At 59.8% G+C, this 15,931-nt stretch carries 16 protein-coding genes and 1 pseudogene; 2 read left to right on the forward strand and 15 right to left on the reverse strand.

The window, feature by feature from the left end; translation table 11 throughout:
* Together C5L12_RS28835 and C5L12_RS24490 are read right to left on the reverse strand one after the other, a co-directional pair.
* A pseudogene (locus C5L12_RS28835) lies at positions 1 to 193 on the reverse strand (transposase); the annotation flags it as partial.
* Between the two features lie 231 nt (positions 194 to 424).
* A complete protein-coding gene (locus C5L12_RS24490) occupies positions 425 to 736 on the reverse strand; it encodes a hypothetical protein (RefSeq protein WP_105374675.1) in 312 nt (103 codons plus the stop codon).
* A 109-nt stretch (positions 737 to 845) separates the two neighbouring features.
* Between C5L12_RS24490 and C5L12_RS29255 the strand changes: the two genes are divergently transcribed.
* Positions 846 to 1,244, forward strand: coding sequence for a hypothetical protein (locus C5L12_RS29255; protein ID WP_157949111.1), 399 nt, complete (start codon positions 846 to 848; stop codon positions 1,242 to 1,244).
* Positions 1,245 to 1,278: 34 nt separating this feature from the next.
* Here the strand turns inward: C5L12_RS29255 and C5L12_RS24500 are convergent, their stop codons facing one another.
* The 13 genes from C5L12_RS24500 to C5L12_RS24560 all read right to left on the reverse strand — a co-directional run bounded on the left by C5L12_RS24500 (position 1,279) and on the right by C5L12_RS24560 (position 15,130).
* Positions 1,279 to 2,538, reverse strand: a complete 1,260-nt coding sequence (locus tag C5L12_RS24500) for a TRAP transporter large permease subunit (RefSeq protein ID WP_105374676.1) — start codon at positions 2,536 to 2,538, stop codon at positions 1,279 to 1,281.
* On the reverse strand, positions 2,535 to 3,065 hold the full coding sequence (locus C5L12_RS24505; protein ID WP_105374677.1) for a TRAP transporter small permease: 531 nt from the start codon (positions 3,063 to 3,065) through the stop codon (positions 2,535 to 2,537). Before C5L12_RS24505 ends, C5L12_RS24500 begins: the two co-directional genes overlap by 4 nt.
* A 26-nt stretch (positions 3,066 to 3,091) precedes the next feature.
* Positions 3,092 to 4,096 (reverse strand): TRAP transporter substrate-binding protein, encoded by a 1,005-nt coding sequence (locus tag C5L12_RS24510; protein WP_105374678.1) that lies wholly within the window; start codon positions 4,094 to 4,096, stop codon positions 3,092 to 3,094.
* A gap of 98 nt (positions 4,097 to 4,194) precedes the next feature.
* The gene (locus C5L12_RS24515) at positions 4,195 to 4,947 is read right to left on the reverse strand and encodes an SDR family NAD(P)-dependent oxidoreductase (RefSeq protein WP_105374679.1); all 753 of its coding nucleotides are present in this window, start codon (positions 4,945 to 4,947) and stop codon (positions 4,195 to 4,197) included.
* A 47-nt stretch (positions 4,948 to 4,994) separates the two neighbouring features.
* Positions 4,995 to 6,029, reverse strand: a complete 1,035-nt coding sequence (locus tag C5L12_RS24520; protein WP_105374680.1) for a transketolase family protein — start codon at positions 6,027 to 6,029, stop codon at positions 4,995 to 4,997.
* The gene (locus C5L12_RS24525; protein ID WP_105374681.1) at positions 6,026 to 6,880 is read right to left on the reverse strand and encodes a transketolase; all 855 of its coding nucleotides are present in this window, start codon (positions 6,878 to 6,880) and stop codon (positions 6,026 to 6,028) included. Before C5L12_RS24525 ends, C5L12_RS24520 begins: the two co-directional genes overlap by 4 nt.
* A gap of 109 nt (positions 6,881 to 6,989) precedes the next feature.
* The gene (locus C5L12_RS24530) at positions 6,990 to 7,976 is read right to left on the reverse strand and encodes a LysR substrate-binding domain-containing protein (protein WP_105374682.1); all 987 of its coding nucleotides are present in this window, start codon (positions 7,974 to 7,976) and stop codon (positions 6,990 to 6,992) included.
* A gap of 130 nt (positions 7,977 to 8,106) precedes the next feature.
* Positions 8,107 to 9,000: an amidohydrolase family protein gene (locus C5L12_RS24535; protein ID WP_105374713.1), complete on the reverse strand. Its 894-nt coding sequence runs from the start codon at positions 8,998 to 9,000 to the stop codon at positions 8,107 to 8,109.
* Positions 9,001 to 9,078: 78 nt separating this feature from the next.
* A complete protein-coding gene (locus C5L12_RS24540; protein ID WP_105374683.1) occupies positions 9,079 to 10,038 on the reverse strand; it encodes a substrate-binding domain-containing protein in 960 nt (319 codons plus the stop codon).
* A gap of 22 nt (positions 10,039 to 10,060) precedes the next feature.
* Positions 10,061 to 11,032, reverse strand: coding sequence for an ABC transporter permease (locus tag C5L12_RS24545; protein ID WP_105374714.1), 972 nt, complete (start codon positions 11,030 to 11,032; stop codon positions 10,061 to 10,063).
* Between the two features lie 17 nt (positions 11,033 to 11,049).
* Positions 11,050 to 12,513: an ATP-binding cassette domain-containing protein gene (locus C5L12_RS24550; RefSeq protein WP_105374684.1), complete on the reverse strand. Its 1,464-nt coding sequence runs from the start codon at positions 12,511 to 12,513 to the stop codon at positions 11,050 to 11,052.
* Between the two features lie 282 nt (positions 12,514 to 12,795).
* Positions 12,796 to 13,629 (reverse strand): SDR family NAD(P)-dependent oxidoreductase, encoded by an 834-nt coding sequence (locus C5L12_RS24555; protein ID WP_105374685.1) that lies wholly within the window; start codon positions 13,627 to 13,629, stop codon positions 12,796 to 12,798.
* Between the two features lie 82 nt (positions 13,630 to 13,711).
* Positions 13,712 to 15,130, reverse strand: coding sequence for a coniferyl aldehyde dehydrogenase (locus C5L12_RS24560; protein WP_105374686.1), 1,419 nt, complete (start codon positions 15,128 to 15,130; stop codon positions 13,712 to 13,714).
* 93 nt (positions 15,131 to 15,223) lie between these two features.
* On the opposite strand from C5L12_RS24560, the gene C5L12_RS24565 reads away from it, so the two are divergent.
* On the forward strand, positions 15,224 to 15,838 hold the full coding sequence (locus C5L12_RS24565; RefSeq protein ID WP_105374687.1) for a TetR/AcrR family transcriptional regulator: 615 nt from the start codon (positions 15,224 to 15,226) through the stop codon (positions 15,836 to 15,838).
* Positions 15,839 to 15,931: the final 93 nt, after the last annotated feature.

Raw genomic sequence — 15,931 nt, forward strand, 5'->3', positions numbered from 1 at the left:
CGGAACCATACTGGACAGCGTGCTGCCTAGCGGAAGGCGGCTCGGACCCACGATGGCGGAGCACTCTGATCGCATGCTTGCGGTGGTAGCCGGTAACCGCGACGAACTCATCTAGGATTCTATGCTTATCCGCCCGACCGCTCGATTGATAGCGCTCAATGATTGCTTCAATCAGTTCCGTCCGAGTCGCCATGCTGATCCGCCGTGCCATCCATCCCCCGAACTGGGACAGCGAACCTTCACCATCCCATCGGGAGCATCAACACTATCGGTAACATTTTGCTTGAGGCAATGCGGGGGTCAATTTCTCACTTCGCCCGACATCTGGCTCTAGCGGGGAAGGAACAGACGCGGCCAAACCCGCCACGCCGACGACATCGAAGCCGGGCAAGTTCAGCACCAGTGGCTACGTTTCCGGGCCTGCCTATGTCGCCGGACAATGCAAAGGTCGCTCGTCGCGATGCTGCAGTTCACCGATGACACTCTCTTGCATCGCCAGCCTGCGGCGGATCATGTCGAGTTCGACCCAACGCTCGAAGGTGAGGCGGTCGACGAGCTCCTGATGGCAAGTACGACGACCCGATCGGCGACGCGCTCGGCTCAGGGCTTTCACCGTCGTCGTCTGCCTTCCCCCGCGCGCTGTAATTTGCCGGGTGAGACATTCCAGATGCCGCTGGATCTCTCGCCGGTCGACGATTGCTTTTGCCAGCGGTTTCGAAACGCGGACATTGATCATCGCCCATCCCCCGGTCGCCGGCGGCCGATGAAGGAGGATGGTCTGTCGACGGATAAACCGTCCGCACTGCTTGCAAACTCCACCCCCGAAAAATAAGGGGTGGGTGCTGGTGCTGCCACGTTCGACGGGGAGACGGCGCTCACGCTGCATCCCTCTGATCGAAGTCGGCATCGTGCTCTTCGTGGTTAGAACAGTCTGTATCCTGCACATAGTATTGGTCCGCTTCCTCGTCGATCTTCCCTTCCTGGACTTCAGCGGAGTCGTCAGCATCACCGTCGTCGTCGCACGGCGCCGCGCCATTGACGGCCGTGGCAGAATTTGCCCGGATCCAATCGAGCAACTCGCCGGCTGGCGGTGCGAAGCGCGCCGACGCATGAACGAAGTGCTCGTTAGAGAAATGCTCGACGTGCGCTGCGGGGTTTCACGAACCTTGGGCCGAGGCTGCACGGATGCCTCGGCGCACGATGCTTCCAGTGCCTGGCGGGACAAGCACAGGAGGAGCGTCTGAGGCGTCGACTGTAGACAACGCCCCAGATACTCTGTCAGTAGACGGTCAACGCCGGAATAAAACTCACAGCCAGCAACAGAAGTATCGCCATCGTGAAGAACGGCACGAGTTCCCGCGTTGTTTCGCCAAGCGGAGACTTGGCGATCGACGACGAGATGAACAGCGTGGTTCCGATCGGAGGCGTGTAGAGACCTATACCAAGATTGATAACCATCATCAGCCCAAGTTGCACACGGTCGAGGCCGATGGCATCAGCCAGCGGCCCGAAGATAGGGCCGAGCAACAGAATCGCCGGTGGCATGTCGAGCGGCATGCCAACGATCAGCATGATGATGTTCATCATCAGGATGATGGCGATGGGGCTCGAGATATTGCTAGCAACCCAGTCGGCCATGTGCTGCGGCGCCTGATCGAACGTCAGCACCCAGCCGACCGCCGCACTCCCCATGATCACGAGCATGACCACACCAGTCCCGACACCGGCTTCCACGACGTTCTCGCAGAAGCGCTTCCATGTGAGATCTCGGTAGAACAGTAGACTGAGAAGCAGTGAGTAAACCACAGAGAGCACTGCGACTTCTGTCGGCGTTGCGAAACCGAAGCGTAAGAGCAGGATGATCAGGATCGGCAGAAGAATGGCCGGGAAGCTCTTAGTCGCGAGAGTCGCCAGCTCCCGCCCGCCGAGGCGGGACTTCTCCGTGGGATAGTTCCGGCGCACCGAGACGAACCAGCAGACGAGGACGAAGCTCGCCGCCATAATCAGTCCGGGCAAGATGCCGGCGATGAACAGGTCCCCGACGCTGACCCCGCTGACCAGGGCGTAGAGGATCATTGGGATCGACGGCGGGATCAGCACGTCGATGACCGAGGAGGTCGCATTGTTGGCGGCACAGAGCGCCGGCGGATAGCCGTGCTTCTTCTGCCAGGGGATCAGCACCGACCCCAGGGCGCTGGCATTGGCGACGGCCGATCCAGAGACGCCACCGAACACCACGGACGAAACGACGGTGGTCGAGAGGGGACCGCCCCGCCAGCGCTGCATCGCCTTGGAGGCGAGTTCGAGCAATTGCCGACCGAGTTCTCCGCCGAGCATCAGCGTGCCCGCCAGCATAAAGAACGGCAGCGCCAGCATGGGAAAGGACTGGGTCTGATCGTAGATCTGCTGGGCCACGATCGAGAGCGGTAAATAACCGTTGAACAGCACCGCGATGCCGGCGGAGATTATCAGGGCGTACCCGACAGGGACTGCCAGAACCATGAGGATGCAGAAGGCGGCGATCATGATGAGCGTCATAGCGGCACATCCTCTAACTTGAGTTCAATCCGGTGCTCCCAACCGCGCCGGAAGACACGGGCCGTGGCAGCGAGCGTCACCAGGGCGACGAGCAGGGCACCAATTGCCAGCGCGTAGTAGCCGACGCTGTTCGGGATACCGAGCACGGGGCTGCTTTCGACGCTGGCAATTTCGGCCACCAGGACCGCCTGATAGGCGAGAACCACAAACGACAGGACGCTGATCGCGCCTGCCAGGGCGAAGGCGCCAAGCCGGGCGGTCCCGGTCAGCTTGTCGTAGAGCCACTCGACGGCCATGTGGCCGCCCATATGCGCGGCCAGCACGATCCCTGACAGGATGAACCAGGGAAAGATCAGCATCGGTAGTTCCTGTGCGAAGGAAAAGCCGCCGCTGCTGAGCGCGTATCGGGCCAGGACGTTCGCCGTTGTGACGACGGTCAGCGCGATGCCGCTGGCAATGACCATGAAGCGTGCGAACTTCACGGTCAGAAGCGCCAGAATGTCGAGGGACCTCAAAAGAGTAGACATGGGAAGCCTCCGGCTTGGCTTTGTCATCAGCCGCGTGCGGCAGCTTCGATCTGCTTGACGAAGTCCCCGAACGGCTTCTGTTTCCAGTTTTCCGCAACGGTTGCTGTCGCCTTGACGAAGGCCTCGCGATCGACTTCAGTCACTTCAACCGCCGAATTCTTCTTGAAGGCCTCCAGCACCTGCGCCGACTTCTCGAGCGACAGCTTGCGCTGCAGGTCCCCGGCCTCCTTCGCGGCGGCGCGAACGGCCTCCAGATCGGCACCGAGCCGCGCCTCGGCGATTTTGGACATCAGGAATGGCGTCGATTCCCACTTGTGCGCGGTGAGGCTGATGAAACGGTTGACCTCGAACAGCTTGGAGCTTTCGATATTGGCAAGCGGGTTCTCCTGCCCGTCGACGACACCCTGTTGAAGGGCGATGTAGAGTTCGCCAAAAGCAATCTGTTCCGTGCTCGCCCCGAGTGCATGGAAGATGTCGATGGTCATCGGATCGGCGGGCGTGCGAATTTTCATGCCCTTGAGGTCGTCCGGCGTGGCGACCTTGCGTTTGGAATTGGTCAGGTGGCGGATGCCGTTGTCCCACCAATCGAGCGGAACGACACCGACGGCCTCGAAGCGCTTGTTGAGATCCTCGCCGACGGGACCGGCGAGCACGCGCATGGCCGCCGCAGTGTCGGCAAACAGGAAAGGCAGGCCGAGAGCGGCGAGTTCCGGCACGATCGCCGAGGTCGCCCCCTGGCTGTTTGCGGTGAAGTCGAGCGCCCCGGTGCGCAGGCTGGTCAGCATGGCGGAGTCGCTGCCGAGCGTCTCGGCGCCGGCGACATTGATGGTCACGCGGCCCTCGGTCTTCTGTCCAACGAGTTCGGCAAACTTTGCCGCAGCCACGGTGCGGGGATTGCCCGGCGCAGCGCCATGGCCGAGCGTGAGAGTGGTCGCCGCACGGGCCGGACGAATGCCGGAGACGATGGCGGGGGCCGCAAGAGCCACGCTGGCACCGGTCAGGAATGTCCGTCTGTTGATGTTCATATGCATATCCTCCTCCTTGGTGTGATGTTTAAGGGCGAAGCGAGGCTTCGCCTAGGCCGTCTCCCTCCTCTTGAAAGACGGCCATCCTGTTGACCTGGATCAATTCAATGGATCAGTGATCCTCCGTTCACGTCGACCTCAGTGCCCGTGCAATAGGACGAAAGCTCGGACGCCAGGAACAGCGCGCAGCCGGCGACATCGGAAGCTTCACCTGGACGTCCCATCGGAATGCCTTCCACGATTTTCTCCAGCATGTCGGGCGTCAGCTTGCCAGCCGTGATGTCGGTTGCAATGAAGCCCGGGCAAATCGCGTTGACACGCACATTGGCGGGCGCCAGCTCGCGGGCCATGGCCTTGGTCAGCCCGAGTATGCCGGCCTTGGCTGCGGAATAATGCGGGCCGCCGAAGATGCCGCCGCCACGCTGGGCCGAAACCGAGCTGAGGTTGACGATCGAGCCGGACTTTTGCTCCCGCATGCCAGGAATGACCGCCTGGCTCATGTAGAGCGTACCACGCAGATTGACGTCGAGAACGGCGTCGTAGTTGGCAGGACCGATCTCCATGACCTTCAACGGTTGCGTGATGCCGGCATTGTTCACGAGAATGTCGACACGGCCCCAGCGCTTCAGGAGTTCGGCAATGGCCGCATCGCAGGCGGCCTTGTCAGTCACGTTGCACGCCAGGCCAACATGATCCGGGCCGAGATCGGCAGCGGCATTGTGTGCGGCCTCCGCATCTAGATCGAGAATGGCGACTGTAGCTTCATGTTCGGCGAACAGTTTCGCAGTGGCCTTTCCAAGACCACGTGCCGAGGCAGCCCCCGTCACGACGGCAAATTTTCCCTTCAGAAGGCTCATGGGCCCTTCTCCTCCCTGTCTGCTGTTTGAAGAAATGAACTTGCTGGTTAGAGCCAGCCCTTGATCTGCTCGATGACCTTGCCGACCGAGATGCCGTACATCTCGTGCAGCGTCGGCAACGCGCCCGCCTCCAGGAACGCGTCCGGAAGGCCGATCATGCGGAACCGTGGAGCAATGCCGCGCGATAGAAGACCGGCGGCGACGGCCTCGCCCAGACCGCCCATGAGCGTGTGGTTCTCTGCGGTGACGACCAGTCGTCCGCCCTTGGCGGCTTCGGCAGCGATGGTTTCGAGGTCGAGCGGCTTGATGGTCGGGCAATGCAGAATCGCCACGTCCACCTTGTCATCAGCGAGCTTCACGGCCGCATCGAGCGCGCGCATGGTCATAAGGCCCGTGGAAATCACGAGGACGTCCTTGCCCTCGCGGATCATCTGCGCCTTGCCGAGCTGGAACCGATAGTCCGGCTTGTGCTTCTTGATGACCGACGGCACCTTGCCGCGCAACAGGCGGGAGTAGATGGGCCCATCATGCGCGATCATCTGCGGGATCATGCCGAGGATATCGTCAGCGTCACAGGGATCGATCAGCGTCATGTTCGGCAGGCCGCGGAAGATCGCAAGATCCTCGGTTGCCTGGTGGCTCGGTCCATAGCCCGTCGTCAAACCCGGAAGGGCGCAGACGATCTTTACAGGAAGGTTTTCCTCGGCGATCGCCATGGCGATGAAGTCGTAGGCGCGACGCGAGGCAAAAACGGCATAGGTCGTGGCAAAGGGAATGAAGCCTTCACGGGCGAGACCTGCGGCAGCCGACATCAGCACCTGCTCGGCCATGCCCATTTGGTAAAAGCGGTCAGGCATCGCCTGCTGGAAAATATGGAGGTCGGTATATTTCCCGAGATCGGCGGTCAGGCCGACGATGCGCTCATCCTTGCGCGCGGCATCGACGAGAGCGTTGCCGAACGGGGCAGCGACGGTGTCATACCCTTCGGCAGCCAGAGAGGCGATCATCGCGGAGGTCGCCTGACGCTCCCCTTCAGGCGCTTTGCGGGCTTCGTATTTGCGGGCCATTGATGCGAGGGTCATGCCGGTTTTCCTTCTTCCAGAACTGCGAGCGCCTTGTCCCATTCGTCCGCTTCGACGCGGACGAAGTGAGTGATTTCGCGGCTTTCGAGGAAGGGGACCCCTTTGCACATGGTGGTATCGAAGATGATGACGCGCGGCTGGGGCTCCTTGACCGCGCGTGCCTTGTCGAAGGCCTCGACGACTGCGGCGAGATCGTTGCCATTGACCCTCTGGGCGTGCCAGCCAAAGGCTTCCCATTTCTCGGTCAACGGTTCGGAGCACAGCATCTCGGTCGACTTACCGTCAGCCTGCTGGTCGTTGAAGTCGACGAGGCAGATCAGGTTGTCGAGCTTGTGGTGGGCGCCGGACATCGCCGCCTCCCAGGTGGAACCTTCGCCCAGCTCGCCATCCGACATCAGGTTGTAGACGAAGGCGCGATTGGCCTTCCGCTTCAGACCCATTGCCATGCCGACGGCAATGCCGAGACCGTGGCCGAGCGAACCGCCGGTAATTTCCATGCCAGGTGTGTAGGATGCCATGCCGGACATCGGCATGCGACTGTCATCCATCCCATAGGTCTGCAGTTCATCCTCAGGCAGGATGCCGGCTTCCATCAGAACGGCATAAAGAGCGATGGCATAATGCCCGATCGACAGGAGGAATCGGTCTCGCCCCTCCCACTCGGGGTCTTCGGGACGATAGTCCAGAGCGTGGAAATAGGATGCGGCAAGGACGTCGGCGATCCCGAGCGCCTGTCCGATATAGCCCTGCCCCTGAACCTGCCCCATGAGCAGTGCTTTGCGACGAATATTCCATGCACGCAGCTCCAATGAAACATTGGAACGCGCGACAGCGCGGCCAGCCAAATTCATGTTTTCCTCCCGGCATTCTCTACAGCCAGAGATAGCACCGTCGCCGGAGGATTGATTTTAAGTAAAGTGAAAGACCTCTGTAGGCCACCTTAATGCTAAGACGAAAGCCTTATAGCCCCCAAGGTTTCACCTCGATCAGGTCGGTCGCCGAACCAATCCGGAAACGGCACCCCAGATCTTTGAGGTGGGCCCGCGCAGCGTCGTCATGCAGCTTGCAAGCGTTCGTCATCCAGGTCTGGAAACGCTGGACGATGCGTCGGCTTAGATGTCGGGACGGACACACCAGCCAGTAGGCCGGAAAATCGATCACCTCATAGGCCGTCGAAAACGGGACCAGTTCTCCCCTCTGCAATTCGCCGAGGCAGAGGCTTACACTGTCGAGAGCGACCCCACCTCCCTGCTTAGCCATCTCGATCGACATGGAGGATCGGTCGAAACGGAGCGGATAGTTGACCTTCGGAATATCGATCCTGTTGGCCGCAAGCCAGAGATCCCAGCGATAGAGTGTTTTGACGCTGTCGATCAGGCGCGCGCCCGCAAGCTGACGAGCGGGATCAGGATCGATCTGGCGCAAACGTTCCAGATAATCAGGGCTGCAGAGAGGCAGAACCAGATCGTGCATCAGCGGCGTCACGGCCACGCCGCTCCAGGTACCCAACCCATATCTCAGGTCGATATCGACACTTTCCGTTTCGAATGCAGTAAAGTCCGGCGTCGCATCGATACGGAGATTCCAGTCCTCGTTTTCTGCAGCGAAGGCGCCGACCCGAGGCCCCAGCCAGCGCACACCGAAGCTCGGGCTGACGCGGATGACGAAATTGCGTCGGTCCCGTTGAAATGAAACGGCAGAGCGGGCGTTGCGTATGGCGCTGAAGGCTTGGGTGGTTGTCTGGAACAGGCGGTCGCCGTCCAGCGTCAGCACCAGACGACCTTTCTCACGGCGGAAGAGCTTCACGCCAAGTTGCGCCTCAAGGAGCGAAAGCTGTTGGCTCACCGCCGAGGGAGAAATGCCAAGTTCTTCGGCCGCCTTGGTCACGCTGCTCAAGCGGGCAACGGCTTCAAAATACTCGGTCGCTTTGAGATTGAGATCACGCATCCGCGAAGCTTATCTGAAGGCTGAACGGCGTTCCACCGTGCGAACCGCTGAAAAAGAAAGGCGGCTCCCCAAAGAGTTGCCGCCTGTCGAGTTGACCTTGGGAGGTTACATGCACCTGCTGATGCAAGGTTCAGATCCGGTAGAACTTTTCCGCATTGTCGTGGAAAAGCTTCATGCGATCCTCCAGCGGATAGCTTGCCGTAATCTCGTTGAAGGCATTGAAAATGGCGTCATACGAGGAGAACAGCTTGTCGACGGGGAAGTTCGACGCAAACATGCAGCGATCCACTCCGAAGATCTCGATCGCCGACTCGACGTAAGGACGAATTGATTCCGTCGTCCAGGTGAAGTCACCCATCCCGAGGCCGGAGATCTTGCAGGCGACGTTGGGAGCCTCAGCAAGCTTTTGCATGCTCTTGCGCCAGCCGTCAAAATGAGACGGACCATCCACCTGCATGCCGGTATGGTTGAGGATGATCTGCGTATCGGGGAAATCGCGCGCCAGTTCGAAGAACTCTTCCATCTGCCAGTAGTAGAGTTGCAGATCGTAGGAGAGGTTACGCTTCACCAGTTCCTTGAAACCGCGGCGCCATTCCGGGGCGCGGCTGACCTCAGCTCGATCCAGATAAGTCTTGGCGGGGTCGGTGTGAAAATTCATCGACTGCCGGATACCGCGAAAGTTCTTGAACTGCATGTGTTCATCCAGAAGGTCGGCCACATCAGCTTTGCGAAAATCCGCATAGCCGACGATCCCGTGGGGGAAGCCGCAGCGATCGGCGATGTCCTGTAGCCATCGCGTTTCGCCCACCGGATCTTTGGGATCGTAACCGACGTCGAGATGCACAGATTTGACCAGGTTCTGGTTCTTCGCATCCTCGAGGAAGTCCTCGATCAGATAGTCGTGAATGATGGCCGAGTAATCCCCGAAGGCTGACGGCTTAGCGCCATCGTTCAGCCAGGGATAGTAGTTGTTGGTGATGTCCCACAGATGGTGATGGGGATCGATCAAGGGAATGTCGTTCATCGCGATGCCGATCAGAGAGAGAGGTGAGCCGGAAACCGGAGGGACCGGAGGCATCTTTGATACCTCCGGTCGTATGGATCACTGCGGGAAAACGCGCGCAATCACCTTTTTCGCGTCCTCGGAGTCGATGTCGGCAGCCTTCACCAGCGGCATCACGAGCGCCATGTTCTGCGTTGTCTTTTCACCCTTCAGAGCCTTGTACACTTGCTCCGTCGCATCCATGCCCTGACCGACAGCTTCCTGGAAGAAAATGCCCTGGATGGCGCCGTCCTTCAGCAGTTGGATGGTCGTCGGGCTGCCATCTGCAACGGTGACGCCGATCTTGCCCTTCAGGCCGCGGGTTGCGAGGGCCTTGGCAGCGCCCGTGCCCGCCTGGTCATACATGCCATAGATTGCCTTGACCTTGGGATGGGCGGTCAACAAGTCGTTCGCCTGTGTGACGGCCTCGTTGATCGTCAAGCCCTTGGTTTCCAGCATCTGCACGAGCTGACAGCCATTGGCGTTGAAGGCTTCCTGAGCGCCCTTCAGATACTTCTGCGCGTTTTCACGGTCCTGCGGCAGGGAGAGCATGCCGACTTCCGAGCCACCGCGCTCCTTGGCGAGTTCGCAAGTGTACTTGCCCTGGGCAAGACCGGTTTCGTAGTTATTGGCCGTGACCGAAGAGGTGAACTTGGTCTCGCCGGGCTGCGGGCCAATGCCAGCGAAAGCGATCGGGACTTTCTGCTGCGCAAGATAGTTCAGAAGCGGCGGGGTTGAGGTCGAGCTGACCGGACCGATGACGATGGCGTTGACACCACGGGTGACGGCAACGCGGGCGTTGTCCATCTGCTTGGCCGGTGAGTTTTCCGAGGTGTACTCGACATAGTCCATGCCCAGCTCCTTGGCCTTCTGCTGCACGCCATGTGCAACCCACTGCCAGTAGTCGATGTCTAGCGACGGTGCGATATAGGCCACCGTAAACTTCTTGTCTTGTGCGTGAGCCCCCTGTGCGACAAGCACGGCTGCGGCCATGGCAATTGCTTTAACGATCGTTTTCATCTTTCTCCTCCTCCTTGAGTGACTATCGATGACTGAACCTGTCAATGAGCACGGCGACGAGGATTGCGAGCCCCGTCACGGATCCCTGCCAGAAACTGTTGATGCCGATGAGATTGACCCCGTTCTGAATGATCGTGATCATCAGGGCGCCGAGCACGGCACCGATGGCGGACCCTGATCCGCCAGAGAGGCTAGCCCCGCCGATGACGACGGCGGCGATCGCCTGAAGCATGAGGGACGCTCCCGCCGTCGCCTCCGCATTGAGAATGTAGCTGACGGTCAAGAGGCCGGCGAAGGACGCCATCGTGCCCGAAATTACATAGGCCGCGAAGCGCGTGCGCTTGACCGGAATACCGAGCAGATAGGCGGCCATGGGTGAGCTACCGACCGAATAGAACCAGCGTCCGGCCGTCACCTTGCGCAGCACGAATTCCAGCGCCACGGTGAAAATCAGACAGAACAGGATGAAGTTCGGCAGGCCCGGTATGAATTCACCGCTGTTGAACAGCCAGTAGTCTGGCGAGTTCACGCCGAGCGAGCGGCCGTTGGTCACGATGAAGGCCAGTGATGCCGCAACCGCATAGGTGATCAGGGTGACGACGAAGGGCGCAAGCCCCACCAGCGTGATCAGTGCCCCGTTTATCGATCCGAACACAATCCCGACACCCAGCCCGGCAAGACTTGCGCTGATATCACTGAACCCGTTCGCCATGGCGAGAGCCGTCACCATGCCCGTCAGCGAGAAGATGGAGCCCACAGACAGATCGATGCCGCCGGTGATGATGACGATCAACACGCCAAGCGACATGATGACAAGGGGAGCCGAGGCCTGGAGGATATTGGCAAAATTGCCGGAAGACAGGGCAGCCGGCACGAAGAAGCCGACGCCGACAAGCAGAACGACACAGGCAATGGCGATGGCGAGTTCCGACCGGTAGACGGACAGGAGTGAAGGCGACTTCGGCGGCGGCGCCGTTTTGTCATTCGAGGTCATGGATGTTGCTTTCGTCGTCATGCGGCCATTCCCGTCAGGTCAGCCAGTGCGTCTTCGTTGAACTGATCCTGTGGGAGCAGTCCTTTGGCGCGGCCTTCCGTGTCGAAGGCGAGGATTTCGTCGCAGAGCTCGAGCAGCTCGACATTTTCGGTCGACCACCACACGACGATGGTGCCCTGCCCGGCCATGTTGCGGATGAGCTCGTAGATTTCGCGTTTGGTGCCGATGTCGACGCCCCGGGTCGGCTCTTCGAAGACCACCATCTTCAGAGGCATACCGAGCCAGCGCGCGACGAGCAGCTTCTGCTGGTTGCCCCCGGAGAGCGTCGACGGCAGATCCCAGATCGAGCCTGCCTTGAGCTTCAGCGCCTTGACGAGACCGAGGCACTCGTCACGCTCGGAGCCGCGGACCAGATGGCGACCTTCGCGCACCCGTCGGGATGCCAGCACGTTGTCGACGATCGGCAGTTGGGAAAGCACGCCCTTGAGACGTCGATCACCGGACACGTGGCCGATTCCCAGTTGCACCGCCTGACGCGGCGATGTGGGTCGCTTCGGCCAATCCTTAGCGTCGACCTCCCAATCTGCATTGGCGGCTGTTCCGTTCAGCACTGCAATCAAGCGCGACGGCCCGGCAGGTGCACCGGCAAGACCAAGGATCTGGCCCTTCAGGACGGGGACGGAGGTCTCGGGTCCGCGCAAGACGACACCGCCTCCCGCTTGGTCGAGCACCCGCTTGTCGCGCTCGACGCTGCGCTCTGTCGGTTGCCCCATCTGATGAATGATCTCGTTGTCACTCAAGTGGGTCAACGGCAGAGCATCGATGACGGTCATGCCGTCGCGAATGATCGTGCAGACATCGCAGAGCTGCCGGATCTCCTTCATGCGATGCGACACGAAGACGATGCCAATATTCTTCTCAGTCGCCAGCCGCCGCAGGACAACGAATAGTCGCTCGGTTTCGCCTGCCGTAAGATTGGCGGTCGGCTCGTCCAGAAGTAGGACTTCGGCGCCCGTGGAGAGAGCCCGCGCGATTTCCACGATCTGCCCCTCGTGCATCGAGAGTTCCGACGCCTTGCGATGCAGGGCGTGATGGGCGAGATGGGGGTCGATCAGACAAAGGGCTTCATGCGCCCGGGCAGCTTGCGACCGGTTGCGCACCAGTGTTGCCGCCGATGCGGCGTGGACAAGCGCGATATTCTCGGCGACGGTCAGGTCGGGAAGAAGGGCGAGCTCCTGGTGCACCACCGCGATTTTCGGAATGCCGCCCCTCGGTGATGCCAGCACAACGTCGCCATCGTCCTTGCGCACGGCACCCGTGATGATCCGGATCATCGTGCTCTTGCCAGCACCATTACCACCCAGAAGGGCGTGAATCTCGCCCGGGAGTACGGTAAAGTTGACGCCGCGGAGCACCTTCGTGGCCCCGAAACCCTTCATCAAATTTCGAACCGAGATCAGCGCCGTCTTATTGCTGTCCATCGTCACCCATCCCCACGACACGAGTATCGACGTAGGGGAGCAACGGCAACAGACCGTATTTTTTATCTAGCATCCAGTAGTCCTCCCAAAAGTGAAATCTAGTGAGAGGCTGAACCTTCAGATAGTTACTAAAGTTAAAGGGGTATTAAGCAGAGCTAAATACCTAGGGAGGATGGAATAAAGTAACCTTTAGCCTTAGAGCCAGACACGGCGGCCGGGAACCCGCGTTGAAAAGTAGCGAGGCGGTAGGCGACGGATACCCCGCCGCCTCACCTCAATACATCATCCCCCCGTGACGCTTTTCATGACGGATCGCTGCATCGAGCGAGGTGTCAGGCGATTTGAAAACACAATGATGTTGTTCATGAACCCTGGGAGGACGGATGCTTTTCCTTTCGCCAGCGCCCGCAGACCGGTTTCAGCGGTCGGACGCGCCTTCATCGTCAGAAAACGTAGCACTGGTGACACCGGCGCGCTGGCGGCTGCATCAAATCCAGTTTCTGTGTGGCCGGGGCAAAGACAGGTAACAGTGACGCCGCGAGGGCGCAGCTCGTGGTGAAGTGCTTCTCCGAAGGAAAGAACGTAAGCCTTGGTAGCGGCATAAGCGGCAAACCCAGGAACAGGTTGGAAGGATAGAATGCTTGCAATGAGGAGAATCTGTCCATCTCCGCGGGCTGCCATGTCCTGCCCAAAGATAAAGCTGAGTTCTGTTACCGCCGTGATATTGAGCTGTATCATATCGGTCGTGCGCTCCAAGGTGGTGTCCAGAAAGTCCCCATGCAGCCCATAGCCCGCGTTGTTCACCAGGATATCGATCTGCAGCGACTTGTCGTCCAGACTGTTTTTCAACTGAGCGGCAGCGCCAGGGACTGCGAGATCGATTGGTTCAACAACGACCTCTACTCCGTATTTCTGGCGAAGCTCAGCAGCGAGCTTTTCCATCGGCTCCCTTCGCCGGGCTGCGAGCACCAGATTGATCTTCTGTGCTGCCAGAAGGTCGGCATATTCGAGGCCCATGCCACTGGATGCACCGGTGATCAGCGCGCGCCTTGCGGCGCCGGAATGCGATTTCCCTGCGAATGTCTTTGAGGTTTGAGCGTGAGTAACGTTTTGCATTGAATTATCCTTTAGATCGCTTCGTGACGTGGCGTGTCGGCGAAAGCGAAGCTCCCCGAGCACGCCCCTTGAGTTCGAACTTTCATCGGAGTAGGACCTTGAGGATCCGTTCGGCCAGTATTCCGTATGGGGGCTGGAGCAGTTTCACGATGTTCCACCGCCCCTGCTCATAGATGCCCTTGGCATGGCTCAGTCGCCTGAAGCCCTCGATGCCGTGATAGGCGCCGATGCCGCTTTCGCCGACACCGCCGAATGGCAGGTCATCCTGCGCCACGTGCATAATCGTGCCGTTGATCGTGACGTTGCCCGATGTGGTGCGGTCGAGCACCTCTCGCCGTTCCGCAGAGTCTCCACCGAAGTAATAAAGTGCGAGCGGTCGGGGACGGGCGTTTACATAGTCGATCGCTTCACCGATTTTACGATAGGGAAAAACCGGCAGGATCGGACCGAATATCTCCTGGTGGGCGATCTTCATTTCGTCGGTGACGCCCAGCACAACCGTCGGCGCGAGCGTATGCGGACGGCGGGCGGCGTCGCCCGGCTGGTGGCCGACCTCGATAATCTGCGCGCCATGGGCTCGGGCATCCTCGATCAAGTCGATAAGAGTCCCATACTGCCGGTCGTTGACAATCGAGGTATAGTCCTCGCTGGTCGGACCGCCGGGATAGGCCGCCTTTACCAGCCTGTCGAAACTCGCGACAAACGTATCGACTTCGGACTCATGGACCATCGCATAGTCAGGTGCGATGCAGGTCTGCCCGCCACTGAGGAGCTTCCCCCAAACGATGTCTGACACAAAACGATCCTGAACACCGCCCTTGGCGACGATTGCCGGGGACTTCCCGCCAAGCTCCAGGGTTACGGGTACGAGATTGTCGCTCGCCGCCTTCATCACCGCGCGCCCTACGGCGGTACTGCCGGTGAAAACGAGGTGATCAAAGGCAAGTGAAGAAAAGGCCGGACCGTCGCCCTCGACGAGCGCCACCTGTTCCTCAGTAAAGATTTCTCCGAGCATCGAAGCGATGAGGGCATTGGTGGCAGGCGTCACATTCGACGGCTTGAGCATGACGCGGTTTCCCGCAGCAACCGCGGTAATCAACGGCATCAGAGACAGCTGAACGGGATAGTTCCATGGCGAGATGACACCAACCACTCCAAGCGGCTGATAGTCGATCCGGGCGCGCCCAAACTGCATGTGAAGGGCAACATGACGTCGCTCAGGCTTCATGAAGCGGCGCAGGTTCTTGTGGAGATAGTCAATGCCGCCGACGACCCCGTAGATCTCCATGATGGCTGTCTCCTGTCGGGCCCGGTGACCGAAGTCGGACGAGATCGCCGCCTCGAACATTTGCCGCCGGCTGATCAGGGCACTCTTGAGTTTGGCGAGAGAGGCACGCCGCTCGGCAAGCGATGTTGCACCGTCGCGCAAAAATGCGGTTCGCTGGGCAGCGAGGATGCGGCCCATACGCTCGGCGTCTGTAATTTTTTCTATGGCGTTCATGGCACACCCCGATGTAGACAAAGGAAACATTGAGATCTATATAGGTCGCAATGTTACCACTGTCAACAATGTAGTCACGAGAAACTTAAGGCCATGACGGACGTTCAAAACCGCCCCTATCACCACGGTGATCTCCGCCGCACGATCATTGAAACGGGACTAGACATCCTTCGCGATGAAAAGAACTGGCAGTTTACGCTGCGAGAGGTCGCCCGTCGGGCTGGCGTCAGCCACGCCGCGCCCTACAAACACTTTCCGGACAAAGCTGCTCTGCTCGTCGAACTCGCCATGATTGGATTCGATCGACTACGCGAGGCACTAGCGGGAGCGAAACCCGAAGCCCCCCAATCTCTGTTCGAAGAAATCATGCCAATATCCCTGGCATATGTCGCCTTTGGCACCGATAACCCGGCCCTGTATCGCCTGATGTTCAGCGCGGAGGAGGGACGCTCCGTGGGAATGCATCTCGATCAAAGAGCGCTTGCGGTATTCGACATAGTGTTGGACATGCTCAGTCGCGGTCAGGACGCCGGGACCATTCGCAAGCGGCCAGTCAGGGGGCAGGCGACCGCCGCATGGGCGCTTATTCACGGCATCACCTTGCTGGCGATCGATGGAATTCTGGTGCCGGAAAAGGTCGGATCGGCGCCGCTAGACGCAGCCATCGCCACCTTGGTGGAAGGGCTGGCAATCCCGCAACCGATATAGCTGCGAGTTACAAGGCGCGGCAAGCTATCTGCGGCGGCTCAGCCTGATCTCCAAAATCAGTTTAGCGCCGGTCGGCTTCCCGCTCGCTGGGCT

Source organism: Neorhizobium huautlense (assembly GCF_002968575.1).
In the GTDB taxonomy this organism is placed as follows: Bacteria; Pseudomonadota; Alphaproteobacteria; order Rhizobiales; family Rhizobiaceae; genus Neorhizobium; species Neorhizobium huautlense.